This window comes from Pseudomonas sp. GZJR-8 (assembly GCF_002916705.1).
Classification (GTDB): Bacteria; Pseudomonadota; Gammaproteobacteria; order Pseudomonadales; family Pseudomonadaceae; genus Aquipseudomonas; species Aquipseudomonas synxantha_A.
In genome coordinates, this window is the sequence record NZ_JXSI01000021.1 from 18,878 (window position 1) to 43,677 (window position 24,800).

General features: G+C 60.9%; 21 protein-coding genes. 5 read left to right on the forward strand and 16 right to left on the reverse strand.

Features of this window, described 5'->3' with window-relative positions; all coding sequences use genetic code 11:
• Nucleotides 1-14: 14 nt before the first annotated feature.
• From fabG to TK42_RS26430, 5 genes are all read right to left on the reverse strand, one after another.
• Nucleotides 15-758, reverse strand: a complete 744-nt coding sequence (gene fabG, locus TK42_RS26410; protein ID WP_005790544.1) for a 3-oxoacyl-ACP reductase FabG — start codon at nt 756-758, stop codon at nt 15-17.
• 24 nt (nt 759-782) lie between these two features.
• On the reverse strand, nt 783-1,721 hold the full coding sequence (gene fabD / locus TK42_RS26415; protein ID WP_032879861.1) for an ACP S-malonyltransferase: 939 nt from the start codon (nt 1,719-1,721) through the stop codon (nt 783-785).
• Nucleotides 1,722-1,847: 126 nt separating this feature from the next.
• Nucleotides 1,848-2,858 carry a phosphate acyltransferase PlsX gene (gene plsX / locus TK42_RS26420; RefSeq protein WP_032879860.1) on the reverse strand — a complete coding sequence of 337 codons (1,011 nt, stop codon included), beginning with the start codon at nt 2,856-2,858 and terminating at the stop codon, nt 1,848-1,850.
• A 4-nt stretch (nt 2,859-2,862) separates the two neighbouring features.
• Complete coding sequence (gene rpmF, locus TK42_RS26425) at nt 2,863-3,045, reverse strand: 50S ribosomal protein L32 (RefSeq protein WP_003179396.1); 183 nt, start codon at nt 3,043-3,045, stop codon at nt 2,863-2,865.
• A 13-nt stretch (nt 3,046-3,058) separates the two neighbouring features.
• Nucleotides 3,059-3,589, reverse strand: coding sequence for a YceD family protein (locus tag TK42_RS26430; protein ID WP_005790551.1), 531 nt, complete (start codon nt 3,587-3,589; stop codon nt 3,059-3,061).
• Nucleotides 3,590-3,694: 105 nt separating this feature from the next.
• Here TK42_RS26430 and TK42_RS26435 point away from each other — a divergent pair, with 105 nt between their 5' ends.
• Nucleotides 3,695-4,273 carry a nucleoside triphosphate pyrophosphatase gene (locus TK42_RS26435; protein WP_032879859.1) on the forward strand — a complete coding sequence of 193 codons (579 nt, stop codon included), beginning with the start codon at nt 3,695-3,697 and terminating at the stop codon, nt 4,271-4,273.
• Nucleotides 4,274-4,346: 73 nt separating this feature from the next.
• Here TK42_RS26435 and TK42_RS26440 read toward each other — a convergent pair whose 3' ends face one another.
• From TK42_RS26440 to rluC, 3 genes are read right to left on the reverse strand one after another with little or no spacing between them, the layout of a single operon-like run.
• Complete coding sequence (locus TK42_RS26440; RefSeq protein WP_078822095.1) at nt 4,347-5,330, reverse strand: S49 family peptidase; 984 nt, start codon at nt 5,328-5,330, stop codon at nt 4,347-4,349.
• Between the two features lie 21 nt (nt 5,331-5,351).
• Nucleotides 5,352-6,014, reverse strand: a complete 663-nt coding sequence (locus TK42_RS26445; RefSeq protein ID WP_078822096.1) for an HAD-IA family hydrolase — start codon at nt 6,012-6,014, stop codon at nt 5,352-5,354.
• A complete protein-coding gene (gene rluC / locus TK42_RS26450) occupies nt 6,001-6,960 on the reverse strand; it encodes a 23S rRNA pseudouridine(955/2504/2580) synthase RluC (RefSeq protein ID WP_005790558.1) in 960 nt (319 codons plus the stop codon). The genes TK42_RS26445 and rluC overlap by 14 nt, the downstream gene beginning before the upstream one ends.
• Nucleotides 6,961-7,726: 766 nt before the next feature.
• On the opposite strand from rluC, the gene rne reads away from it, so the two are divergent.
• Nucleotides 7,727-10,873, forward strand: coding sequence for a ribonuclease E (gene rne / locus TK42_RS26460; RefSeq protein WP_218276558.1), 3,147 nt, complete (start codon nt 7,727-7,729; stop codon nt 10,871-10,873).
• Nucleotides 10,874-10,953: 80 nt separating this feature from the next.
• Here rne and TK42_RS26465 read toward each other — a convergent pair whose 3' ends face one another.
• From TK42_RS26465 to TK42_RS26475, 3 genes are all read right to left on the reverse strand, one after another.
• The gene (locus tag TK42_RS26465; RefSeq protein ID WP_032879853.1) at nt 10,954-11,538 is read right to left on the reverse strand and encodes an NTP transferase domain-containing protein; all 585 of its coding nucleotides are present in this window, start codon (nt 11,536-11,538) and stop codon (nt 10,954-10,956) included.
• On the reverse strand, nt 11,535-12,521 hold the full coding sequence (locus TK42_RS26470; protein WP_103735505.1) for an XdhC family protein: 987 nt from the start codon (nt 12,519-12,521) through the stop codon (nt 11,535-11,537). Before TK42_RS26470 ends, TK42_RS26465 begins: the two co-directional genes overlap by 4 nt.
• A gap of 141 nt (nt 12,522-12,662) precedes the next feature.
• Complete coding sequence (locus TK42_RS26475; RefSeq protein ID WP_003189258.1) at nt 12,663-13,994, reverse strand: dicarboxylate/amino acid:cation symporter; 1,332 nt, start codon at nt 13,992-13,994, stop codon at nt 12,663-12,665.
• A gap of 338 nt (nt 13,995-14,332) precedes the next feature.
• On the opposite strand from TK42_RS26475, the gene TK42_RS26480 reads away from it, so the two are divergent.
• The gene (locus TK42_RS26480) at nt 14,333-15,331 is read left to right on the forward strand and encodes an AraC family transcriptional regulator (RefSeq protein WP_005790566.1); all 999 of its coding nucleotides are present in this window, start codon (nt 14,333-14,335) and stop codon (nt 15,329-15,331) included.
• Nucleotides 15,332-15,426: 95 nt separating this feature from the next.
• Here TK42_RS26480 and TK42_RS26485 read toward each other — a convergent pair whose 3' ends face one another.
• Genes TK42_RS26485 through TK42_RS26495 form a run of 3 tightly spaced genes read right to left on the reverse strand, consistent with a single transcriptional unit; the run spans nt 15,427 to nt 17,774 of the window.
• A complete protein-coding gene (locus tag TK42_RS26485) occupies nt 15,427-16,773 on the reverse strand; it encodes an ATP-binding protein (protein WP_005790567.1) in 1,347 nt (448 codons plus the stop codon).
• Nucleotides 16,770-17,447, reverse strand: a complete 678-nt coding sequence (locus TK42_RS26490) for a response regulator (protein ID WP_005790569.1) — start codon at nt 17,445-17,447, stop codon at nt 16,770-16,772. Before TK42_RS26490 ends, TK42_RS26485 begins: the two co-directional genes overlap by 4 nt.
• Nucleotides 17,448-17,465: 18 nt before the next feature.
• Nucleotides 17,466-17,774 (reverse strand): hypothetical protein, encoded by a 309-nt coding sequence (locus tag TK42_RS26495; RefSeq protein WP_005790571.1) that lies wholly within the window; start codon nt 17,772-17,774, stop codon nt 17,466-17,468.
• A gap of 138 nt (nt 17,775-17,912) precedes the next feature.
• On the opposite strand from TK42_RS26495, the gene TK42_RS26500 reads away from it, so the two are divergent.
• Nucleotides 17,913-18,632, forward strand: coding sequence for a 4'-phosphopantetheinyl transferase (locus TK42_RS26500; RefSeq protein WP_103735506.1), 720 nt, complete (start codon nt 17,913-17,915; stop codon nt 18,630-18,632).
• Between the two features lie 20 nt (nt 18,633-18,652).
• On the opposite strand, the gene TK42_RS26505 is transcribed toward TK42_RS26500, so the two are convergent.
• Complete coding sequence (locus tag TK42_RS26505; RefSeq protein ID WP_032879845.1) at nt 18,653-20,263, reverse strand: ATP-binding protein; 1,611 nt, start codon at nt 20,261-20,263, stop codon at nt 18,653-18,655.
• A complete protein-coding gene (locus TK42_RS26510) occupies nt 20,260-20,985 on the reverse strand; it encodes a response regulator (protein ID WP_103735507.1) in 726 nt (241 codons plus the stop codon). The genes TK42_RS26505 and TK42_RS26510 overlap by 4 nt, the downstream gene beginning before the upstream one ends.
• A gap of 742 nt (nt 20,986-21,727) precedes the next feature.
• On the opposite strand from TK42_RS26510, the gene TK42_RS26515 reads away from it, so the two are divergent.
• The gene (locus TK42_RS26515; RefSeq protein ID WP_032879843.1) at nt 21,728-24,622 is read left to right on the forward strand and encodes a ribonucleoside-diphosphate reductase subunit alpha; all 2,895 of its coding nucleotides are present in this window, start codon (nt 21,728-21,730) and stop codon (nt 24,620-24,622) included.
• The last annotated feature ends 178 nt before the right edge of the window (nt 24,623-24,800 follow it).

A 24,800-nucleotide genomic window follows, 5' to 3' on the forward strand; every position in this document is an offset into this window, starting at 1 on the left:
CGATCCGTCACAATTTAACTCATGTACATCCCGCCGTTCACCGGGATTGTAGCCCCAGTCACGTATGCCGCACCGTCGGATGCCAGGAAAGTGACCACATTCGCGATCTCTTGAGCCTGGCCCAGACGGCCCAGCGGAATCTGCGTCAGCAACGCTTCACGCTGTGCTTCCGGCAGTTCGCGGGTCATATCGGTGTCGATGAACCCTGGGGCCACCGAGTTGACCGTAATCGACCGCGAACCGACTTCACGTGCCAGTGCACGGCTGAAACCTTCCAGACCGGCCTTGGCGGAAGCGTAGTTTACTTGGCCTGCGTTGCCCATGGCACCCACTACGGAGCCAATATTGATAATTCGGCCCCAACGCGCCTTGGTCATGCCGCGCAAAACACCCTTGGACAGGCGGAACAGACTGTTCAGGTTGGTATCGACCACGTCGTACCACTCGTCGTCTTTCATGCGCATCATCAGGTTGTCACGGGTGATACCGGCGTTGTTCACCAGAATCGCCGGCGCACCGAACTGTGCAGTGATCTCGGCCAATACGGCAGCCACGGACTCATCGCTGGTCACATTCAGCTCAAGGCCGGTACCCTGCACGCCGTTTTCCTTCAGGGTCGCGGCGATACGCTCGGCGCCCGAGGCGGAAGTGGCGGTGCCGATCACAACGGCGCCCTGACGGCCCAGCTCCAGGGCGATGGCCTGGCCAATGCCACGGCTAGCGCCGGTAACCAGTGCAACTTTACCTTGCAGACTCATGCAGGCTTCTCCTAAGTACGGGATTCAGGCCAGTGCCGCGCGAGCGGCAGCGAAGGCTTCAGGGGTATTGAGGTTGGCGGTCGACACACCGTCGGCGCAGCGCTTGTTCAGGCCGGCCAGGACTTTGCCCGGGCCGCACTCGACCAACTCGTTGGCGCCGTTGGCAGCCAGGGTCTGGACCGATTCAACCCAGCGTACCGGCTTGTACAGTTGCTCCAGCAGGTCGCGCTTGAGGGTGTCGAGGTCGGCAGCCACGGCCGCGCTGACGTTCTGCACCAGCGGGATCTGCGGCGCCTGCCAGTTGATGGCCGCGATAGACTCGGCAAAGCGCTCGGCAGCCGGGCGCATCAGTTCGCAGTGGGACGGCACGCTCACCGGCAACGGCAGTGCACGCTTGGCACCCCGGGCCTTGCAGCCTTCGATGGCGCGCTCAACAGCCGCCTTGGCGCCGGCGATCACCACCTGCCCCGGGGAGTTGAAGTTCACCGCGCTGACCACCTCACCTTGCGCCGCTTCGGCGCAGGCCTCGATTACCACCGCATCATCCAGGCCCAGGATCGCGGCCATGCCGCCCTGCCCGGCCGGAACGGCTTCTTGCATCAACTGGCCACGACGCTCGACCAGCTTGACCGCTTCACCAAGGGTCAGACTGCCCGCCGCCACCAGGGCGCTGTATTCGCCCAGGCTGTGCCCGGCAACAAATGCCGGACGCGCCCCACCTTCTGCCAGCCACAAGCGCCACAGGGCGATCGAAGCGGTCAGAATGGCCGGCTGGGTTTTATCGGTTTGATTGAGCTGCTCTTCCGGCCCCTGCTGGGTCAGCGCCCACAGGTCGTAACCCAGGGCATCGGAAGCCTCCTTGAAGGTATCCAGGACCAGCGGGTATTGCGCGCCCAGCTCGGCCAACATGCCGAGGGACTGCGAACCCTGCCCTGGAAAGACGAATGCGAGGGATGTAGACATGTAACAAGCCCCTAATGATCTGGTCGTCAAAAATGCGCACTCCAACGGTGGGAGCGCGCGAAACTGACAGATTGGATGGTCAATTGAACTGGCCGGTCACATTTAAGCACTCCCGGACCAATTCGCCTAAGGCAACAGATCCTCAAGACGGCCGTGCAGGCGTTGCGGCAGGTTTTCCTGTATCTCGATCAACGCCCGCGCAATCGCACTTTGAAACCCCTGCACGCCGGCCGAGCCGTGGCTTTTGACCACAATGCCCTGCAAGCCGAGAAAGCTCGCTCCGTTGTGCCGTGCCGGTGCCAGGTCGGCCTGCAAGCGGCGCATCAACGGCAGCGCCAGGGCACCGACCATGCGCGATACCAGGCTCTGCTTGAACAAGGCTTCGATACGCGTGGCAATCATGGTTGCCAAGCCCTCGCTCGACTTGAGCAGGATGTTGCCGACAAACCCGTCACACACCACCACGTCGGCTTCACCACGGTACAAGCCGTCACCTTCGACAAAACCTATGTAGTTCAAGCCCGGCGCGCCTTGCAACAACGTGGCGGCCAGCTTGACCTGCTGGTTGCCCTTGATGTCCTCGGTGCCGATATTCAGCAGGGCGACCCTTGGCCGGGCTACGCCCAGCGCTTCAGCGGCCACCGAGCCCATCACGGCGAACTGCAACAGGTGCTCGGCACTGCAATCGACATTGGCGCCCAGGTCCAGCAACTGGCAATAGCCCTTCTGCGTCGGGATCGCCGCCACCATCGCCGGGCGGTCGATACCCGGCAAGGTCTTGAGCACATGCCGCGACAAGGCCATCAACGCCCCTGTATTACCGGCACTGACACAGGCTTGCACCTTGCCATCACGCAGCAGCTCAAGAGCCACACGCATTGAAGAGTCGGGCTTGCCGCGCAAGGCTGCGGCCGGCTTTTCATCCATGCTGATGGTTTCGCTGGCGGGCGTAATGGTCAGGCGCGCACGATCCACCGCCGGATGGCTGGCAATCAGTTCTTCAAGAAGGGTAGGTTGACCGACGAGGGTCAGGTGCAGCGAGGGCGTAGCAGACAGGCTGGCAATGCAGGCCTGAACAATGCTGCGGGGACCGAAGTCCCCGCCCATTGCGTCAATCGCGATGACTTGGGCAGACAAGTGATTACTCGTCAGCGCCCTTGTCGATCACTTTACGGCCACGGTATACGCCTTCTGGCGATACGTGGTGACGCAGGTGAACTTCACCAGTGGTCTTTTCCACGGACAGGGTGCTAGCCTCGAGAGCGTCGTGCGAACGGCGCATGTCACGGGCAGAGCGGGATTTTTTGTTCTGCTGAACAGCCATAATTGATTAACTCCTAAACGTTTGGGTCACGCTTTAACTGCGCCAATACACTGAACGGGTTGGACCGCGTTACCTCGTCCTCGCTCGGCTCGGCCTCGTCATCGAGACCCTCCGGCTGCTGGCATTCTTCCGGATGATGAGCAGGCACAATGGGCAAGGCGAGCAAAAGCTCCTCCTCGATCAGTGCATGCAGATCCAATGGATCTTCGCCCAGTTCCAGCACGTCATAACCTTTCGGCAACGACTGGGTATTCGCACCCTCTTTCACCACAGCATAACTGCATTCGCTGTGGATCGGCAGGGTGACCAGCTCAAGACAACGCTGGCAAACCATTTTGACTTCGGTGTCGATAAAGCTGTGGATTACCACAGACTTACGTTCATCTCGTTCAAAAACGAATTTAGCCTGCACCGTACCGACAGTGTCGGAAAGCGGGTCGCAGAGTCTCTCCAAATCGGCCAGCAGCACTTCACCTTGAAGGGTGGTGCCACGATCAGCCAATTTGCGCGGGTCAACGTGAGGTGGAATCGGGTCATTCAACATAGGCGCAGCATTATAGGGATGCACCCAGCCATGTCAAAGGAAATTCAGCCCTGTGCGTCAGCCGGTCGCGTCGCTAGAATCGGTGACTGCCTTGAGGAGACGTATATGCTGCCTTTATTACTCGCGTCCAGCTCGGTTTATCGCCGGGAATTACTGAGCCGCCTGCACCTGCCTTTCACCTGCAGCTCGCCGGATATCGACGAAAGCCACCGCCCGGACGAATCCGCCATCGAACTGGTAAAGCGCCTGGCCGAAGAAAAAGCCCGCGCCCTCGCCGCCAGCCATCCTGGCCATTTAATCATTGGCTCTGACCAGGTCGCTGCACTGGAAGGCCGGATCATCGGCAAGCCTCACACCTTTGAAAACGCCCGCGAACAGTTGTTGGCGGCCAGTGGCAAGCGTGTGAGCTTTCTTACCGGGCTGGCACTACTCAACAGCAACACAGGGCATTGCCAGGTCGACTGCGTGCCTTTCACGGTAACCATGCGCGAGCTGGATGCAGAGCGTATTGAGCGCTACCTGCGGATCGAGCAGCCCTATGACTGCGCGGGCAGCTTCAAGGCCGAGGGGCTGGGCGTGAGCCTGTTCCAAAGCACCGAAGGGCCGGATGCGACCAGCCTTGTCGGGCTGCCGCTGATTCGGCTGGTGGATATGCTGCTCGCTGAGGGCGTGCAAATCCCTTAAATACACCACCGGCCAAATGTGGGAGGGAGAAAGCCCCCCCTCCCACCTTTTGATCTACAGCAGGCTCGGGGTATCAGCGTAGCGTCGGGCCTTGGAAGCCCATGTACAGCGCAAGCTTCTCAGCCACGCTGGCGCCGAGCTTTTTGGAGAAGCGATCAAACGGCGATTCCTCGACTGTAAAATCCACCAACTCCTTCTCGCCAACCACATCCCGCGCCACCGAGCTGGCACTACCCAATCCGTCAATCAAGCCCAGCGGCAATGCCTGCTCGCCCGACCACACCAACCCGGAGAACAACTCCGGATGATCCTTATCCTTCAACCGGTCACCACGGCCCTGCTTGACGCTGGCAATGAACTGGCGATGAGTGGTATCGAGCACGCTCTGCCAAAACGCGGTTTCATCCGCCTTTTGCGGCTGGAAAGGATCCAGGAACGCCTTGTGCTCACCCGAGGTGTAGGTGCGACGCTCCACCCCCAGCTTCTCCATGGTGCCGACAAAACCGTAACCGGCCGCCGTCACACCAATGGAGCCCACCAGGCTGGCCTTATCGGCATAGATCTGGTCAGCGGCACTGGCGATGTAATAAGCCCCCGAGGCGCCCAGGTCGGAAATTACCGCGTAGAGCTTGGTATCCGGATGGAGTGCGCGCAGCCGGCGAATCTCGTCATACACATAGCCCGACTGCACAGGGCTGCCGCCAGGACTGTTGATACGCAGGATCACGCCCTTGACCTTAGGGTCTTCGAAGGCGGCGCGCAGGCTGGTGACGATATTGTCGGCACTCGCGGGCTCTTTGTCGGCAATCACACCGCGCACCTCAATCAGGGCGGTGTAGTGACTACCGCGGGTAGCGCTTTTTTCCATATCCATCAGCGGACTGAACAGCGCCAGCATCCCAAGCAGGTAAACAAAGGTCAGCAGCTTGAAAAAAATCCCCCAGCGCCGCGAACGACGCTGTTCCTGGACACTGGCCAGGAGGGTCTTCTCCAGCAGCTTCCAGCTTTTATCATCACTGCTTTCGGCCTTTTCGGGCGCTTTCCACTCGTCACTCATGCCATCAACCCCAGCAAAGACTTATCGGGCCCGGCTGAGCCAGGCCTGCAATTCAGAAAAATGATCAATCGTGAGCCTCGGCTCGTATTGCTGCAACGCCTCGGCAGCCTGGGCGCCATAGCTGACCGCCACGCTGTCCATGCCAGCATTGCGCGCCATCATCAGGTCGAAAGACGCATCACCCACCATCAATGCCTGGCGCGGCGATACACCGCAATGATCCAGGATCTGCTCCAGCATCAGAGGATGGGGCTTGCTGGCGGTTTCATCAGCCGCACGGGTAATGTCGAAATAGTCTTCCCAGCCATGCGCCTTGAGCACCCGATCCAGCCCGCGACGGGCTTTTCCGGTGGCGACCGCCAGCTGAAAGCCCTCGGCACGCAAAGCCTCCAGCGACTGCACCACACCGTCGAACAGCGGCGAAGGCTCGGCCTCCAGCGCAATGTAGTGATCGGCATAGTGCTCGCGGAACGCTATCAGCTCGTCGTCGGCAATTTGCGGGTAAAGCGTGCGGATTGCTTCAGGCAAGCCCAGGCCAATGATGCCCTTGACCGCGATGTCGCTGCACAACTCAAAACCCGAGCGAGTCGAAGCCATATGCATCGACTCGACAATCCGACCAATGGAATCGCACAGCGTCCCATCCCAATCGAAGATCAGCAGTTTGTAGTCAAGGTGCGACACTCAAACGCTCCACGGTCTTGGCCCACATCTCGTCGACCGGCGCCTGCAATTTCAGCTCGCCACCATCGGGCAGCGGCACAGTGAGCATGTAGGCGTGCAGGAACAGACGTTTACCGCCCAGATCGCGGATCTCCTTGGAGAAACCCTCATCACCGTACTTGGTGTCACCGGCAATGCAGTGCCCCGCGTGCAGGGTGTGCACGCGTATCTGGTGAGTACGACCAGTGACCGGTTTGGCTTCGACCATGGTGGCGAAGTCGCCGAAGCGGCGCAGTACCTTGAACAGGGTCAGGGCTTCTTTGCCCTCCTCGTCCACCTCGACCATACGCTCACCGGAACGCAGGTTGCTCTTTTGCAGCGGTGCACGAACGCTCTTGATCGAGCTGGCCCAATTGCCACGCACCAGCGCCATGTAGCGCTTGTCCACACCGTCGCCACGCAGGGCGGTGTGCAGGTGGCGCAACATGCTGCGCTTCTTGGCGATCATCAACAGGCCGGAGGTGTCACGGTCCAGGCGATGGACCAGCTCCAGCTCCTTGGCATCCGGGCGCAACTGGCGAAAGGCTTCGATCACGCCGAAGTTCAGGCCACTGCCGCCGTGAACTGCGATGCCGCACGGCTTGTTGATCACGATCAGTTTGTTGTCTTCGAAGACAATCGAGGCTTCCAGGCGCTGCAACAGCCCCTGGGCCAAGGGCACAGGCTCGTCGCGCTCAGGCACGCGCACGGGCGGCACACGGACGATATCGCCCGCCTGCAACTTGTACTCAGGCTTGATCCGCCCCTTGTTCACGCGCACTTCGCCTTTACGCAAAATGCGGTAAATCAAGGTCTTGGGCACGCCTTTGAGCCGGGCCAGGAGAAAATTGTCGATGCGTTGGCCGGCATATTCCGGCGAGACCTCAAGCAGCTGGACGCTGGGGGTCGGGGGGGTGGTAGTCGTCATGGCCGCGATGATAACAATTTTTTATGGAATTGAAGCACTTAATCATTGCTGCTATAGTCGCGAACGCCGCCAAAAGCGGCCTGGGCAGAGGACATGCGGCAAATTGCCGGCCCTGACCATCGCAATTCATCAGGACGCGAGGCCGTCCTACGGGGCTTCGGCCACCTTGGAAGGCTCGGGATTGTAACAAGCGCAGGTGACATGAGGCCTGAAGCGAGTGCAAAAAGCAGAGTGAATACTCGCGTTTTGCGCCGATATTTACGGCCAGTTCACAAAGTGCAGTCAGTCTTGAGCCAGACCATGGCAGATGCTTCGGAAACAACGCCTGTTAAGAGCTGAGTGAGAGCGCAGTCGCCCACACCTAGTCTTGTTTAGCCATGAGCGTGGACTCCCCATTGGAGCCCACGGTAAATGCCAACCCGCTGCGGATTCTGCGCGCGGCAGCACCCGAATTATCAGGGATACGTGTAGGGTGGAGATGCACAACCGTCGGACTGTGTAGCACTAGGCTTGTTTCAGACGCTTCATCTCGTCCACAGTCGCCGGTTGATTCCTCCTCCTGACCTTAGCTTTTGTTGAAGTGGTGCCTTTGTCACCACCGCTAACGAGCAGGACGCGTCCGTCGCGATACCGGCCCAATTGGCAGGTTTTGCTGGACACTGGAGTGGCCAACCACTCTTGACGCACCTGACACCGACCGTGAGAAGTCGTGTGTGCCGAACGCCGTTTCCGGCAGCCCGGAAACCGACGGTACAACATGAAAAGAATGCTGATTAACGCGACTCAACCCGAAGAGTTGCGTGTTGCACTGGTAGATGGCCAACGCCTCTACGACCTGGACATCGAATCCGGTGCACGCGAGCAAAAGAAGGCCAACATCTATAAAGGCCGTATTACTCGCATCGAACCAAGCCTTGAGGCTGCCTTTGTCGATTTCGGCTCCGAGCGCCACGGCTTCCTGCCCCTCAAAGAAATCTCCCGCGAATACTTCAAGAAAGCCCCCGAAGGCCGCGTGAACATCAAGGACGTCCTGAGCGAAGGCCAGGAAGTCATCGTCCAGGTCGAGAAAGAAGAACGTGGCAACAAGGGCGCCGCCCTGACCACCTTCATCAGCCTCGCTGGCCGTTACCTGGTCCTGATGCCGAACAACCCGCGTGCCGGCGGTATTTCCCGTCGCATCGAAGGCGAAGAGCGCAACGAACTGCGCGAAGCGCTGAACGGCCTGATCGCACCGGCCGACATGGGCCTGATCGTTCGCACTGCAGGCCTGGGCCGCAGCAGCGAAGAAATGCAGTGGGACCTCGACTACCTGCTGCAACTGTGGACCGCTATCAAGGAAGCGTCCCTGGATCGTTCCGCGCCATTCCTGATCTACCAGGAAAGCAACGTGATCATCCGCGCCATCCGCGACTACCTGCGCCAGGACATCGGCGAAGTGCTGATCGACAGCGTTGAAGCCCAGGACGAAGCTCTGACCTTCATCCGCCAGGTGATGCCGCAGTACGCCAGCAAGATCAAGCTGTACGAAGACAGCGTGCCGCTGTTCAACCGTTTCCAGATCGAAAGCCAGATCGAGACCGCCTTCCAGCGCGTAGTCGAACTGCCTTCCGGCGGCTCCATCGTCATCGACCCGACCGAAGCCCTGGTGTCCATCGACATCAACTCGGCGCGCGCCACCAAAGGCAGCGACATCGAAGAAACCGCCCTGCAGACCAACCTGGAAGCGGCTGAAGAAATCGCCCGCCAGCTGCGCCTGCGTGACATCGGTGGCCTGATCGTGATCGACTTCATCGACATGACCCCTGCCAAGAACCAGCGCGCCGTGGAAGAGAAAGTCCGCGAATGCCTGGAAGCTGACCGCGCTCGCGTGCAAGTCGGCCGCATCTCGCGCTTCGGCCTGCTGGAAATGTCCCGTCAGCGCCTGCGTCCATCCCTGGGCGAGAGCAGCGGCATCGTCTGCCCGCGTTGCAACGGCACCGGCATCATCCGTGACGTTGAATCGCTGTCCCTGGCGATCCTGCGCCTGATCGAAGAAGAAGCCCTGAAAGACCGCACCGCCGAAGTACGCGCACAAGTGCCGATTCCGGTTGCCGCCTTCCTGCTCAACGAAAAACGCAACTCGATCACCAAGATCGAACTGCGCACCCGTGCCCGTATCGTCATCCTGCCGAACGATCACCTCGAAACGCCGCACTTCGAAGTCCAGCGCCTGCGTGATGACAGCCCGGAAGCCCACAGCGGCCAGTCCAGCTATGAAATCGCCGCGGCTGCTGCCGAAGTCGAAGAAGTCCAGCCAGCCGCTGCGACCCGCACCCTGGTTCGCCAGGAAGCGGCCGTCAAGACTGCGCCGGCCCGCGCCAACGCACCGGTACCGACCGAAGCCGCCGCCCCGGTTGCCGCGCCAGCCGCCCTGCCTGAGCCAAGCCTGTTCAAGGGCCTGGTGAAGTCGCTGGTCAGCCTGTTCGCCACCAAGGAAGAGCCTGCCGCCCCGGTTGTGGTTGAAAAGCCTGCCACCGAGCGCCCGGCGCGCAACGAAGAGCGTCGCAACGGCCGCCAGCAGAGCCGCAACCGCAACGGCCGCCGTGACGAAGAACGCAAGCCACGCGAAGAACGTGCACCGCGTGAAGAACGCGCCCCCCGTGAAGAGCGCGCTCCTCGCGAAGCCCGTGAAGAAGCCCCGGCCGTAGCCCGTGAAGAACGTGCACCGCGTGAAGAGCGCGCACCACGTACCCCGCGTGCTCCGCGCGAAGATCGCAAGCCGCGTGGCGAGCGTGAAGAGCGTGTGCGTGAACTGCGCGAGCCGCTGGATGCGGCACCTGCCGTCGCTGCTGCCACTGCCGCAACCACCGAAGAACGCCCGGCGCGCCAGCCGCGTGAAGAGCGTGCCCCACGTGAAGAGCGCCAGCCGCGCCCGCCGCGTGAAGAGCGTCAACCACGCGCCGAGCAAGCCGCTGCCGCCAGCGAAGAAGAAGTACTGACCGGCGAAGAGCAACTGCAGGAAGACGGCCAGGACAACGCCGAAGGCGATCGTCCACGCCGCCGCTCCCGTGGCCAGCGTCGTCGCAGCAACCGTCGTGAGCGTCAGCGTGACGCCAACGGCAACGTGATCGAAGGCTCGGAAGAAGCCGGCGAAAACGCAGAAGCGGCCAGCAACGAACCAACGGGCGCCGAACTGGCTGCCGGCTTGGCCGTTACCGCTGCCGTCGCCAGCTCGGTCATCAGCGCACCTGCTGAAGCCCAGGCTCACGAGCAAGCCGAGCGTGCTACCGCCGCTGTCGAAGAAACTGCTGCCGTAGAAACACCCGTTGTCCAGACCCCAGTGGTTGAAGCGCCGGTTGTGGAAGCGCCAGTTGTTGAAGCCACGACCCCTATCGAAGCCCCAGTGGTTGCGCAAGTGGAAGTTGCTCCGGTTCGCGACGCACAGCCAGAAACCGAAGTGGTTGCTGTTGAGCCCGCACCGGTTATCGAGCCTGCGCCAGTGGTTGAAGTGGCTGTAGAAACACCGGTTGCCGAAGAAGCCGCCCCGGTTGTACGTGAAGTTCGCGAAGAACAGACCGCCTTCCAGTGGACCGCTGAGCCAGCTGCCCCGGTTGAAGCGCCAACGCCTGCCCCTGCGGTAGAAGAAGCGCCGACGCCGGTTGCTGAAGTCGTCGCCGAGCCAGCCCCAGTGGTTGAGCCGACGCCGGTTGTGGAGCCCGCACCCGTGGTTGAAGTTGAAGCCCCAGTGGTTGCCGAAGTGGCTGCCCCAGTGGTTGAAGCTGCACCTGCCAGCGCCCTTACCGAAAATGGCCGTGCGCCGAACGACCCGCGTGAAGTGCGTCGTCGTCGCAAGGAAGCCGAAGCAGCTGCCGCAGCGGCTGCCCAGGCGGTAGAGCACAAGGCCGTGGAAGAAGAGCCTAAACCCCTCGTCTGATTCCATCCGCCACTAAAAAGCCCCGCCTGAGCAATCAGGCGGGGCTTTTTTATGGCTACTTGGAATGCCAGCTCCCACACTTAACCTGCAGTAAAACTCAACCGTTGCGGCACATCGACATCCCAAAGCACACCAGGATCATCTACCTGCACCTCTCGCACCTGTGTTTGTGCAAACAACGGCTTGGCCCCACGATCCCCACTCAGAGCCATCAGCGCCGGCCCAAACGTGTGATCGAAAGCCACCGGGTGCCCATACTGCCCGGCAGATACCGGCACAGTGATGCCCTCCACGCTGGCAATAACCCGCTCGATACTCGATGACTGGATAAACGGCATATCCCCCAACACCACCAGCCACCCATCCGCTGCACCGCTGGCCTTGACCGCGGCCGCAATGCTGTCGCCCATCCCGCTCGAGTCCAGCAGTACAACCTGACAGCCATAAGCCTCTGCCAGGCGGATAACCTCCCCGCGCCCCGGCGACGTCACCAGCCAGCGCGTTACAACACGCTCAGGCAAGTTGCGCAGCACCTGCTCGATGACCGGCCGGATAACGCCATCCAGCCCCACGCAAGCAGCCAGTAACTTGTCTTGATCCGCCCCGGCTTCGGCGCGAAAGCGACTGCCCTGCCCCGCTGCCAGCACAATCGCTGTAACGGTCACTGCGCCGCTACCGCCAGGGGCTTTTTCTGCATCGGTGCCACGCCGTTCTTGATCGCGACAATTTCCGCCATCAACGACAGGGCAATCTCCGCCGGTGTATGGCTGCCGATATGCAAACCAATCGGCCCGTGCAAGCGCGCAATCGCATCCTCCGACAAGCCCAGCGCCGCCAGGTTCTCCCGGCGCTTCTGGGTATTGACCCGCGAACCCAGGGCGCCGATGTAGAACGCAGCGGAGTTCAGCGCCGTCAGCAACGCCATATCATCCAAACGCGGATCATGGGTCAGGCAAACGATGGCCGTGCGCTCATCGGTGTGGATGTTCAACACCGCCTCGTCGGGCATACCAGGCACAAAACGGCCATGTTGCTCTTCCCAGCCGTAGACGAACTCTTCGCGGGGGTCGCAGATCAGCACTTCGAAATCCAGCAAGCGCGCCATTTCGGCGACGTAGCGCGACAGTTGCCCGGCGCCGATCAGCAGCAGCCGCCAGCGCGGGCCGTAAATGGCGCGCAGGCGTTCGCCGTCGAAGCTCACCACATCAGTCTTGCTCGCAGCGCTCAGGGTTACCGCCCCCGTGGCCAGGTCCAATTCACGCGCGACGACCTGGTGGTCTTCACAGCGCGCCAACAATTGCTCGACCCAAGCCCAATCATCCACCCGCTCTTCGGTCAGGCGCAGCGTGCCGCCACACGGCAAGCCAAAACGTGCCGCTTCGTCGCGGGTGACGCCGTAGGTCACCAGTTGCACTGGTGGTCCGTCATCCGCCAGCCGCCCGTCCTGCAGGCGTGCGATCAAGTCATCTTCGATGCAGCCTCCGGACACAGAACCAATGACCACACCGTCGCCACGCAAGGCCAGCATCGCCCCCGGAGGGCGCGGCGCGCTGCCCCAGGTCTGTACCACGCTGTACAGCACCACGCACTGCCCGGCGCGGCGCCATTCCAGGACGCTACGCAGGACATTCAAATCCACACTGTCCATCAAACCTTCCTGCCAGCGTTGAAAAATCGTTGTTTACTGTAAAGCAAAATAATCAAAAAGTGGCCGCGCACAAACGCAAACGCCCCGAACCAGTCGGGGCGTTTGCCAATTGCCTAAGCGTCAGATCACGCCATCAGCGGCTTACTTGACCACCGGAGCAGGGCCTTCGGCCACACCCAGGTCATCGAGCTCGCGAGTTTCGGAGATACCGGTACCACCGGATGCCAGCTCGCTTTGCAGCTTGTCGGTGTCCAGCTCCTTGACCCACTTGGCCACAACGATGGTGGCTACGGCGTTACCCACCAGGTTGGTCAGGGCACGGGCTTCGGACATGAAGCGGTCGATACCCAGGATCAGCGCCAGGCCGGCAACCGGCAGGTGGCCGACAGCCGACAGGGTGGCAGCCAGGACGATAAAGCCCGAGCCAGTCACACCTGCAGCGCCTTTGGAGGACAGCAGCAGCACCAGCAGCAGGGTGATCTGGTGGGTGATGTCCATGTGGGTGTCGGTCGCCTGAGCGATGAACACGGCAGCCATGGTCAGGTAGATCGACGTACCGTCGAGGTTGAAGGAGTAACCGGTTGGGATCACCAGGCCGACGACGGACTTCTTCGCACCCAGGCGCTCCATCTTGATCAGCATACGCGGCAGTGCGGATTCGGAAGACGAAGTACCCAGTACGATCAGCAGCTCTTCACGGATGTAGCGAATCAGTTTCAACACGCTGAAACCGTGAGCGCGGCAGATTGCGCCCAGCACCAGCACGACGAACAGGATGCAGGTGATGTAGAAGCAGATCATCAGCTGGCCCAGCTGCACCAGCGAACCCACACCGTAGGCACCGATGGTGAACGCCATGGCGCCCAGGGCACCGATTGGCGCGAGCTTCATGATCATGTTGATGATGTTGAACATCACGTGGGCGAAGCGATCGATGAAGTCCAGCACCGGCTTGCCGTAGGCACCCAGGCGGTGCAGGGCGAAACCGAAGATCACCGAGAACATCAGCACCTGCAGGATGTCGCCGTTGGCAAAGGCGCCGACGATGGTGTTCGGGATGACGTTGAGGATAAAGCCGACAATGCTCTGGTCTTTACCGGCGGTGACGTAGGCCGCCACTTTGGAAGCGTCCAGGGTGGCGACGTCGATGTGCATGCCGGCGCCCGGCTGCACAACGTTGACCACGACCAGGCCGATCAGCAAGGCGATGGTGGACACGATTTCGAAGTACAGCAGTGCGTAGCCACCGGTTTTGCCGACCGATTTCATGCTTTGCATGCCAGCGATACCGCTGACAACGGTGCAGAAGATGATGGGGGCGATGACCATTTTGATCAGCTTGATAAAGCCGTCACCCAGTGGCTTGAGGGCCACGCCGGTCTGCGGGTAGAAGTGGCCGAGCAAAATACCGATAACGATTGCAACGATCACCTGGAAATACAGGGATTTGTAGATTGGCTGACGAGTCGTCATTGCAAAGTTCCTCAATCGTCCCGTGTGGCAAATATCCGCCATTGCCCACGACACTTGAATTGCGAACCCTCCTGCACTGGAGGGATTTGTTGTTTGCGAAGCCTGTAGGAGAGAGCCTGCGCTGCAATCCCTATCGCAAACAGCGTGCCACTTTGCTTAAACACCCTGAAGGCCCTTCAACATCGGGGCTTGGCGTTTATTGACGCGCTTGAGCCGTGGAACAAGGTGGCGGATTTCCGCCCGCCCACCCCGTCTCGTCCTACAATTTGGCGGATATCCGCCTTGCCGTCGCGCCGGGGTCTGACTACCATCCGCCACTCCATGGATGAGGCCCTTTCATGCGTGAACGTACCATCGCCAGTCACTACGCCCGAGCCGCCCTCGGCGGTGCGCGTCGTGTGGGTTACGACTACTCAGGGCTGTTGCAGCAGGTGGGCATCAGCCCCGAACTGCTGACCGAGCCCCGCGCCCGTATCGCTCCGGAGCAATTTACGCGGTTGCTGCAAATGCTCTGGCTGGGGCTGGATGACGAATACCTGGGGTTCGCCGAAGGCCCGAGCAAGCGTGGCACCTTCGCCATGATGTGCCACGCCCTGATCCACTGCCGCACGCTGGAAAAGGCTCTGGAACGCGGCTTATTGTTTTATAGCCTATTCCCACAGGGCCCGCGCTGGCAGCTGACGAAAGAAGGCGATATGGCGCGGCTGAGCCTGGATGACTCGCAGCTATGGGACCCGGATCACTTCCTCAGTGAATGCCTGCTGGTGATCTGGCATCGCCTGGGCAGTTGGCTGATCGGCCAGCGAATCCGGCTGCAACAGGCCACCTTCAGTTACCCGATGCCGGACCATGCTGGCGAGTACGACCTGCTGTTCCCCTGCCCCTTGGTGTTCGGTGCGCCGACCAGCAGCCTGGTGTTTCCCAGCCGCTACCTGAGCCTGCCGTTGTTGCAGGATGAACGCACTCTCAAGCATTTTTTGCAGCGCTCCCCTGCCGACTTGCTGTCGCGCCCGGATGAAGGCGACAGCCTGAGCAGCCAGTTGCGCCGCTTGCTCAGCCGCGACCGCACGCCCTGGCCGGACCTGGAAGCCGTCGCCCAGCATTTGCACATCAGCCCGCAAACCCTGCGCCGGCATCTGCGCGAAGAAGGCAGCAGCTTTCAGGCTCTGAAGGATGAGTTACGGCGAGACATCGCCATCTACCACCTGGGGCGGGCGGATTTGTCTTTGCAGGAAATTGCCGAACAGTTGGGGTTTTCCGAACCGTCGGCGTTTCATCGGGCGTTCAAGAAATGGACGGGGTTGACGCCGGGGGCCTACAGGGCGCAGGAGAGTTAAGGGTATAGCGCCTGGGAGGGCCTCTTCGCAGGCAAGCCACAGTTGATCGGGTTTACAAAATCTGATGTGTGAATACATTCAGAGGCCAGTGCAGATCACAAGGCCGGAAAATGAATCCTGAACGCGGCCCCCCCTAACGCTGAATCCCCCAACGTCAAACGCGCGTGATAGCTTTCGATGATGTCCTTGACCACCGCCAACCCGATGCCCTGCCCCGGGTGCTGGCGGTCCAGACGTTCGCCCCTTTGCAGGATCCGGGCGCGCTGGTCCGGTGGCACGCCTGGGCCATCATCTTCGATACACAGCTCAAGGCCGTCCAGGTTTTCCACCAAGCTGATTCGCACTTGCTTGAGGCACAGGCGATAGGCGTTTTCCAGCAGGTTGCCGAGCATTTCGAGCAGCGCGCCTTTCTCGATGGGCACGTCGCACTCAGGTGGCAGATCAAAGGTGACGGTGACACGCTTGTCGCGGTAAACCTTCTCCAATGTATCGCACAGGCTTTGCAGCACGGGCTCCAGACGTACCTGGTGACGCACCAGTCCGCTTTTACGCAGACTCGCACGCTGCAATTGGTAGCCGATCTGCTGGCTCATGCGCTCAATCTGCGATTGCAATACCCACGCCTGGCTGCGCTCTTCGGGACGCTGGGCCATGTCTTCGCTCACCCCCTGCAAGACCGCCAGCGGGGTTTTCAAACTGTGGGCCAAGTCATCAAGGGAGTCACGGTAGCGCGTACGCTGTTCGCGCTCACTGTGCAGCAAACGGTTGAGCGAGCCGGTCAGGCGCAACAGTTCGCGGGGGTGTTCTTCACTGAGGCTTTCGCGGGTACCGCCTTCGATCTGGTCAAGTTCCTGGCTCAGGCGCCGCAAGGCTTGCAGGCCCCAGGTCAGGCCCAGCCACAGCAGCGTCAACAGCACCAGCAGGGCCGCGCCGAATCCAAGGTAAAGGTTCTCGCGCAAGCCTTCGAGGGTCAGTTGGTACTCACGCACCGGTTGCAGGGCGACGATACTGAAGGCGGCGCTCTTGCCCCCCAGCAACCGGACCTCGACGTCATACACGAAGAATTCCTGGCCATTGGCCTCGCGGATGCGCGCAAACTCATTACCGCGCCCGTCGTAACGCGGTTTGTAGTTGATGTTTTCTTCCTGGGTCGCCCGCGAACGCCACACCAGATGGCCTTCGCGGTCGTAGATATAGCCGAGCAGGCGGCTGTCGGTAAGGTTGAAACGTTCGTCAGGCAACTGCGCCGGCATCAGCAGGCGGTTATTTTCCACCCGCGCCGCAGAAATCAGGGTGGTCACATCCGACGCCAGACGCTGCTCGATGGAATCCTGCAGGGCCAGGCTGAAGGCGCCTTGCATGGCCGGCAACAGGCCGAGCATAAACAGCACGGCCAGGGTGGCGGCCGCCAGCATCAGGCGCACACGTAGCGAGCGAATCAACGGCAGCGCTCATTGAACAGGTAACCCAAGCCGCGCACGGTATCGATCGGCTTGAACCCGGCGGGGCCTTCCAGCTTGCGGCGCAGGCGACCGACCAGCACTTCGATCACGTTCGGATCGCGCTCGTCATCATCAGGGTAGAGCTGCTCCATCAAGCGATCCTTGGCCACCACCTGTTGATGATGACGCATCAAGTACTCAAGGATCCGATATTCGTAGGCGGTCAACGCCAGCGGCTGTTCATCCAGGGAGGCCTGCTTGCGGTTGAGGTCCAGCAGCAACGGCCCGGCGATGATAGTGGACTGGGTAAAGCCGCTGGAGCGGCGCAGCAAGGCATTCATGCGCGCCTCCAGCTCTTCGAACTGGAAGGGTTTGACCACGTAGTCGTCGGCACCGGCCGCCAGGCCTTCGACCTTGTCCTGCCAGTTGCCGCGAGCGGTCAGGATCAGGATCGGGAACGTCTTGGCCTGGGTACGCAATTGGCGGATCAGGTCCAGGCCGCCCATACCGGGCAGGCCAAGATCGATGATCGCCAGGTCATGGTTGAACTGGCCGGTCTGGTACAGGGCTTCCTCGGCATTGGCCACAGCTTCGACCACATGCCCACTGTCGGTCAGGCGGGTAAACAGGTGATGACGCAGCAGCGCCTCATCTTCCACCACCAGCAATTTCATAAGGCTCTCCAAGGCAATTCAACTGTCCGACAGAGGGATATCATAGCGGCCCTGCACGTCTTGCGGGCGCAGTTTAATGCCATTGTACTGGCCCGTCAGGTGCGTGTAGCCGCTGCGATAGTCGGGTTGCGCAGCGGTAACGCCCAGGGCCTGACCCCACGGCGCGGCCTGGGTGCCGACGTCTTCGAAGCTGACACGATGGATCAGGTTGCCGGATTTCCTGGTTTTTTCGCCGCCAAAGGCCGCAAAGGCGCCATCGCTGGCCTGCACGCCCGCGGTGGCACCGAGCATGGTTAACGCCAACATCAGCTTCTTGATCGCAGTCATGGTCATTACCTCATATGCGTTTGGCCTGTGAGGTCCAGACTACGCAGGCGCCCCTGAACTCCCCCTGAACAGGCTCTTGACCACACCTGAACCGCGCCGGACTATCCACTGGCGCGCCAACTCGGCAAAATACCGCGCATGACGCCCCTACCCTCTTGCTGCACCCCGCTCGATGCCCGTTGGCCGCTACCTGTCGCCTTACCTGGCACGGTGTTTTTGAGCACCCGATTCGATCCGGCCTTATTGGACGCGGGCGATTTCCAACGCAGCGCTGTGCCGCCGCCGGCGAGCATTCAGCGCTCGGTTGCCAAGCGTCAGGCGGAGTTTCTCGCAGGGCGCCTGTGCGCCCGCGAAGCACTGCAACGCCTGGATAACCTCAACTGCATTCCAGCCATCGGTGAAGACCGCGCGCCGGTCTGGCCAGGGCATATCAGTGGTTCCATCACCCACAGCACCGGGCACGCCGCAGCGATTGTCGGGCATAAGGCGCAATGGCGCGGGCTGGGCATGGACCTGGAGAATGTGCTGACTCTGGAGCGGGCGGAGCGCTTGGCCGGGGAAATTCTGACAGCCAACGAGCTGCAGCGTATGGCGACCATACCGCGTGAGCTGCATGGGTTGCTGGTGACGCTGACGTTTTCGATCAAGGAGAGTCTGTTCAAGGCGCTCTACCCCATCGTGCAAAAGCGCTTTTACTTTGAACATGCCGAGCTGTTGGAGTGGTCACAGGCGGGCAATGTGCGGCTGCGGTTGCTCACGGATCTTTCTGAAGAATGGGGTGATGGCAAAGAGTTGGAGGGGCAGTTTGGGGTGGAAGGGGAGCAGTTGTTGAGCCTGGTGGCCATCGGCGCTAGATAGACTTGGTCCCGATAGCGGTGTCAGGGTTTGTCTTGATCCCTTGGCCAACTCAGGCTGAAGCACGCCCCGCCCAGGTTGTTGCTCTTGCTGATCAACGCCCGCCCGCCGTGCCAATAGATGATCCGCCGCACAATCGACAGGCCAAGGCCATGCCCCCCCGAGGCGCGGGTACGGCTGTCGTCCAGGCGCAGGAACGGCGTGAAAATTCGCTCCCAGGCACTCTCCGGCACGCCGGGGCCATCGTCTTCCACATCGATACGGCAGCGCAGCTGGCCGACCTGATAACTGATCAGCACCTGGCCCTTGGCGTGGCGCATGGCGTTACTGACAAGGTTTTGCAGGGCGCGGTGCAGGTAACGCGGCTCAGCGTCGACCCAGGCGTCCTCCCAGTGGGCCGATGACAGGCAGACACCGCGAGTCACGGTGACCTGCGGGCGCAGTGGCGACAATTCGCCAATCACTTGGTCAAGCAGCGCATCGAGGTCCACTCGCTGGAAATTCAACTCCGGCGCGCCCTGCTCCAGGCGCGCATAGGTGAGCATTTCATCCACCAGGCCATCGAGGTCCTGGATATCGCCGTCCATGCCTTCCAGGTATTTACGCCGCGCCTCGGGAGTGGCGGCGTCACCAATCATCTCCAGGCCAAAACGCAGGCGCGCTACCGGCGTGCGCAGCTCATGGGACACCGCACGCACCAGTTCGCGCTGAATCGCCAGCAATTGCTGCAAGTGCTCGGCCATGCCATTGAACGCGGCAGCCAGGCGCCCTACCGAATCGGCGCCCCGGGCCGGCACGCGCACCTCCAGGTTGCCCTTGGCGATCCGCGTCGCTGCCGCCTCCAGGCCTTTGAGCCGACGCTCCAACTGGCGCACCAGCAGATAAACGATCAAGCCGATCAGGGTCAGGCCGATCAAGGTGATCAGAATCAGCCACTGTGCCGGATAGGGGTTCATTTGATAGAGCGGGCCGATTTCCAGCACCCACGGCGTGCCGACCATGCCGGCAAATACGCGGATCGAATCGCCACCCTTGCCCAGAGCCATCACCGTATCGCCTTCCGCCACGCGACGGCGCTGGTCGTCGTCCATATCGGCCTGGTCGAGGGCCATCAAGTGCATCTCAAAACCAAAGCCCTTGGCCTGCTTGATGTCGGCCAGGCGTTGTGGCTGCTCAGCCACCGGAAAACGCACCAGTTCGTCGGCCAGCAGGTAGATAGTTGCACGGGCCAATTGCTCGCTGATCTGCTGCACTTCACCGGTGAGCACCAGCTGTTCCTGCTCGCTGACCAGTCGCAGCACCCGCGCCGCATGAGGGCCGGTCTGTTCCACCAGCACCTGGCCGCGTTGCAAGCGGTTGCGCTGGCCCAGGTCCAGTTGCGCCTCTGTAAACGTACGCAGCTCCAGCGGAATGCCCAGCAAACGCTCCCATACCGCCAAGGCACGCAGCCGTTCGATGGCGTTCATGGCTTGCAGGTTATCGCCCATCAAGGCAAAGGTGCCGTGGGCCAGGCTTTCGCGGTATTGGCCGCTGCGCACGTCGTTGAGCAGATGCAACGCCAGGGCGCCGAGCAACGCCACCAGGATCAGCGCCGCGCACATGCCGCCGTAGATGCGCAGGAAGATCGAATTCACAGCGGCATGTCGGCAGCGGCTTCGGGGACGAACAGGTAGCCTTTGCTGCGGATGGTCTTGATCAGGCGCGGGTGGATCGGGTCGTCGCCGATTTTCGGCCGAATGCGCGAGATGCGCACATCAATGGAGCGGTCCTGGCCGTCGTAGCCAATGCCGCGCAGGGCAATGAAGATTTCTTCCCGGGACAGGATGCGCCCGGCATTTGCGACCAATAGCCACAGCAGGTCGAATTCGGCGCTGGTCAGTTCGATCCCGCCATCGTGCAGCCAGGCTTCGCGCAGCGCGTTGTCCACCACCAGCGGGCCGAACTGCAGGCGGCGCTGGCTTCCCCCCCCCGCCGGTAACGCCGGCTCGCTGCGCCGCAATAGCGCCTGGATACGCGCCAGCAACAGGCGCGGGCGCACGGGCTTGCACACATAGTCGTCAGCGCCCATGTCCAGGCCCTGCACCTGGTCCATGTCGTCGGTACGCGCGGTAAGCATCAGGATCACGCCCTCATAGCGCTCGCGAACTTTGCGACAGATGCTCAGGCCATCTTCGCCGGGCAGCATCAGGTCGAGGATCACCAGGTCCGGCTGCTCGGCGATGATGCGCGCCGCAGCCTGGGCGCCATCGCTTTCCACCGACACGCGCAGGCCGTTGCTTTCCAGGTACTCACGGGTCAACTCGGCGAGTCGCTCGTCGTCCTCGATGATCAGTATCTGCCAGGCATCTTGCTCCACGCGCCACCTCATTATTATTAGAAATTCTTTGGCTCACGCGGCCTCCACCGCCCATACCCTGTTTGTCATGTTTTAAGGGCATAACAAAGCCCGATTGTAGCCATGCCCCAACCCTTAAATACAAGCCAGGAATTCCATTCGGTGATGGCGTTTTTTTGTGATAGGGTTCGCGCCCTCAAAATTCCAACCAACGGTTTGCACCTCGGAATATTCGGTGACAAACGGTGTGATCCAGTAGTAATGCGGCCTACACGGGTGTTCCACGATTCATACACATTTTACTCACAGCGTTATCCACAGGTAGTGCGTTGCTAACCCCCCAAAAACGCATTATCTTGTACCTCGGCGCTAAAAAAACCCTACATGTAGGGTTTTAAGCGAAAAAACCAAACACAAGTCAGACCAGAAACTCAAGCGCTTTCTTGCTCACGTTTGGTTGAACCAAAGCATTTTTTCAAAGCCCAAACCGCGCACGCGGATGGCAGCCGTTTTCAAGCCCGCTTGGCTGAAGACGGTACGGGTGTTGCAGGGCTTGAACCAGGCCACTGTCACCCAGCAGGAATACGGCGAAGGGCTCCCGGCCCCAAGCCAAAGACTTCGGCATGGAAGCGGCGCGATGAGCTCCCTTCCTCCTGTCCCGAAGTTGTTATGCCAGGCCCTGGCCTGCTGTAAGTGCTTCAGGACGGAACGGTGGGCACCTTGATGGTGCCCAAATAAATATAGAATGTGGAGACAACCCCCCATGCAAACCGACACAACTCGCGAGAACCCGCAAGGCTCCGTGCCGCAGGCCGCTGATTCGAATCTGGATCTGTCCGCCACCGCACCTGGCCAACTGCGCGTGATCAAGCGTAACGGCACTGTCGTTCCTTATACCGATGACAAAATCACCGTCGCCATCACCAAAGCGTTTCTTGCAGTTGAAGGCGGCACCGCTGCTGCCTCGTCGCGCATCCACGACACCGTTGCCCGCCTGACCGAACAGGTCACCGCGACCTTCAAGCGTCGCATGCCTTCGGGCGGCACCATCCACATCGAAGAAATCCAGGACCAGGTTGAACTGGCCCTGATGCGTGCCGGCGAGCAAAAAGTGGCCCGCGACTACGTGATCTACCGCGATTCGCGCGCCAAGGAACGTGCCGTACGCTCCCCGGCCGAAGAAGCTGCCGTACAAGCGCACCCGTCGATCCGCATCACCCTGGCTGACGGCAGCTTTGCCCCGTTGGATCTGGGCCGCCTGAACACCATCATCACCGAGGCCTGCGAAGGTCTGGAAGAAGTCGACGGTGACCTGATCCAGCGCGAAACCCTGAAGAACCTGTACGACGGCGTGGCCCTGACCGACGTCAACACCGCGCTGGTGATGACCGCCCGTACCCTGGTTGAACGCGAGCCGAACTACTCGTTCGTGACCGCGCGCCTGTTGATGGACACCCTGCGTGCCGAAGGCCTGGGCTTCCTGAAAGTCGCCGACAGCGCCACTCACCACGAGATGGCTGACCTGTACGCCAAAGCCCTGCCGGCCTATATCGCCAAGGGTATCGAGTTCGAATTGCTGAACCCGATCCTGGCCACCTTCGACCTGGAAAAACTCGGCAAGGCGATCAACCACGAGCGCGATCAGCAGTTCACCTACCTGGGCCTGCAAACCCTGTACGACCGTTACTTCATCCACAAGGACGGTATCCGCTTCGAACTGCCGCAAGTGTTCTTCATGCGCGTGGCCATGGGCCTGGCGATTGAAGAGAAGAACAAAGAAGACCGTGCGATCGAGTTCTACAACCTGCTGTCGTCCTTCGACTACATGTCGTCGACCCCGACCCTGTTCAACGCCGGCACCCTGCGTCCTCAGCTGTCGAGCTGCTACCTGACCACCGTGCCGGATGACCTGTCGGGCATCTACCACGCGATCCACGACAACGCCATGCTGTCCAAATTCGCCGGCGGCCTGGGTAACGACTGGACCCCGGTGCGCGCACTGGGTTCTTACATCAAGGGCACCAACGGCAAGTCCCAGGGCGTTGTACCGTTCCTGAAAGTGGTGAACGACACCGCCGTCGCCGTTAACCAGGGTGGCAAGCGCAAAGGCGCTGTGTGTGCCTACCTGGAAACCTGGCACATGGACATTGAAGAGTTCATCGAGCTGCGCAAGAACACCGGTGATGACCGTCGTCGTACCCACGACATGAACACCGCCAACTGGATCCCTGACCTGTTCATGAAGCGCGTCTTCGATGACGGCAAGTGGACCCTGTTCTCGCCATCCGAAGTGCCGGACCTGCACGACCTGACCGGCAAGGCCTTCGAAGAGCGCTACGAGTACTACGAAGCCCTCACCGAGTACCCAGGCAAGGTCAAGCTGTTCAAGACCATCCAGGCCAAAGACCTGTGGCGCAAAATGCTGTCCATGCTGTTTGAAACCGGCCACCCTTGGTTGACCTTCAAGGACCCATGCAACCTGCGCAGCCCGCAGCAGCACGTGGGCGTGGTCCACAGTTCGAACCTGTGCACCGAGATCACCTTGAACACCAACAAGGACGAGATCGCCGTTTGCAACCTGGGCTCGATCAACCTGCCGAACCACATCGTCAACGGCAAGCTGGACACCGCCAAGCTGGAGCGCACCGTCAACACCGCAGTACGCATGCTCGATAACGTAATCGACATCAACTACTACTCGGTGCCACAGGCGCAGAACTCCAACTTCAAGCACCGTCCAGTGGGCCTGGGCATCATGGGCTTCCAGGACGCGCTGTACCTGCAGCACATTCCTTACGGTTCCGATGCTGCGGTCGAGTTCGCCGACAAATCCATGGAAGCGGTGAGCTACTATGCGATCCAGGCGTCCTGCGACCTGGCCGACGAGCGCGGCGCCTACGAGACGTTCCAGGGTTCGCTGTGGTCCAAGGGCATCCTGCCGCTGGACTCGCAACAGATCCTGATCGAAGCCCGTGGCCAGAAGTACATCGACGTTGATCTGAACGAAACCCTGGACTGGGCGCCGGTTCGTGCCCGCGTGCAAAAAGGTATTCGTAACTCCAACATCATGGCCATCGCACCGACCGCCACCATCGCCAACATCACTGGCGTGTCGCAGTCGATCGAACCGACCTACCAGAACCTGTATGTGAAATCGAACCTGTCGGGCGAATTCACCGTGATCAACCCATACCTGGTTCGCGACCTGAAAGCCCGCGGCCTGTGGGACTCGGTCATGATCAACGACCTGAAGTACTACGACGGTTCCGTGCAGCAGATCGAACGCATCCCGCAAGAACTCAAAGAGCTCTACGCGACCGCCTTCGAAGTGGATACCAAGTGGATCGTTGACGCCGCCAGCCGCCGTCAGAAGTGGATCGACCAGGCTCAGTCGCTGAACCTCTACATCGCCGGCGCTTCGGGCAAGAAGCTGGATGTGACCTACCGCATGGCCTGGTACCGTGGCCTGAAAACCACTTACTACCTCCGTGCCCTGGCCGCGACCAGCACCGAGAAGTCGACCATCAACACCGGTAAGTTGAACGCTGTTTCCAGCGGCAACCATGGTGATGATTCGGTTCTCGCAGCTCCTGCCGGTCCGGCACCTGTGCCAAAGGCCTGCGCGATTGACGAGCCGGATTGCGAAGCTTGCCAATAAGCTGAACCTGCCGAGGGTTTAACCACTTAAGGCAGAAAAGCCCCCGATACACCTAGGGTGTATCGGGGGCTTTTTCTTGGGCGGGCATAAAGCCCTTGTTGCGGTACTGCGGTTCGGTCAATAACTGGATTGGCAGCGTGAAGCAGATGCAAATGTGGGAGGGGGCTTGCTCCCGATA

Coding starts and splice junctions, on each gene's coding strand:
- fabG (WP_005790544.1), bottom strand. CDS start 758: ATGAGTCTGCAAGGTAAAGTTGCACTGGTTACCGGCGCTAGCCGTGGC.
- fabD (WP_032879861.1), bottom strand. CDS start 1,721: ATGTCTACATCCCTCGCATTCGTCTTTCCAGGGCAGGGTTCGCAGTCC.
- rpmF (WP_003179396.1), bottom strand. CDS start 3,045: ATGGCTGTTCAGCAGAACAAAAAATCCCGCTCTGCCCGTGACATGCGC.
- TK42_RS26430 (WP_005790551.1), bottom strand. CDS start 3,589: ATGTTGAATGACCCGATTCCACCTCACGTTGACCCGCGCAAATTGGCT.
- TK42_RS26435 (WP_032879859.1), top strand. CDS start 3,695: ATGCTGCCTTTATTACTCGCGTCCAGCTCGGTTTATCGCCGGGAATTA.
- TK42_RS26440 (WP_078822095.1), bottom strand. CDS start 5,330: ATGAGTGACGAGTGGAAAGCGCCCGAAAAGGCCGAAAGCAGTGATGAT.
- rluC (WP_005790558.1), bottom strand. CDS start 6,960: ATGACGACTACCACCCCCCCGACCCCCAGCGTCCAGCTGCTTGAGGTC.
- rne (WP_218276558.1), top strand. CDS start 7,727: ATGCTGATTAACGCGACTCAACCCGAAGAGTTGCGTGTTGCACTGGTA.
- TK42_RS26470 (WP_103735505.1), bottom strand. CDS start 12,521: ATGGACAGTGTGGATTTGAATGTCCTGCGTAGCGTCCTGGAATGGCGC.
- TK42_RS26475 (WP_003189258.1), bottom strand. CDS start 13,994: ATGACGACTCGTCAGCCAATCTACAAATCCCTGTATTTCCAGGTGATC.
- TK42_RS26480 (WP_005790566.1), top strand. CDS start 14,333: ATGCGTGAACGTACCATCGCCAGTCACTACGCCCGAGCCGCCCTCGGC.
- TK42_RS26490 (WP_005790569.1), bottom strand. CDS start 17,447: ATGAAATTGCTGGTGGTGGAAGATGAGGCGCTGCTGCGTCATCACCTG.
- TK42_RS26495 (WP_005790571.1), bottom strand. CDS start 17,774: ATGACTGCGATCAAGAAGCTGATGTTGGCGTTAACCATGCTCGGTGCC.
- TK42_RS26500 (WP_103735506.1), top strand. CDS start 17,913: ATGACGCCCCTACCCTCTTGCTGCACCCCGCTCGATGCCCGTTGGCCG.
- TK42_RS26515 (WP_032879843.1), top strand. CDS start 21,728: ATGCAAACCGACACAACTCGCGAGAACCCGCAAGGCTCCGTGCCGCAG.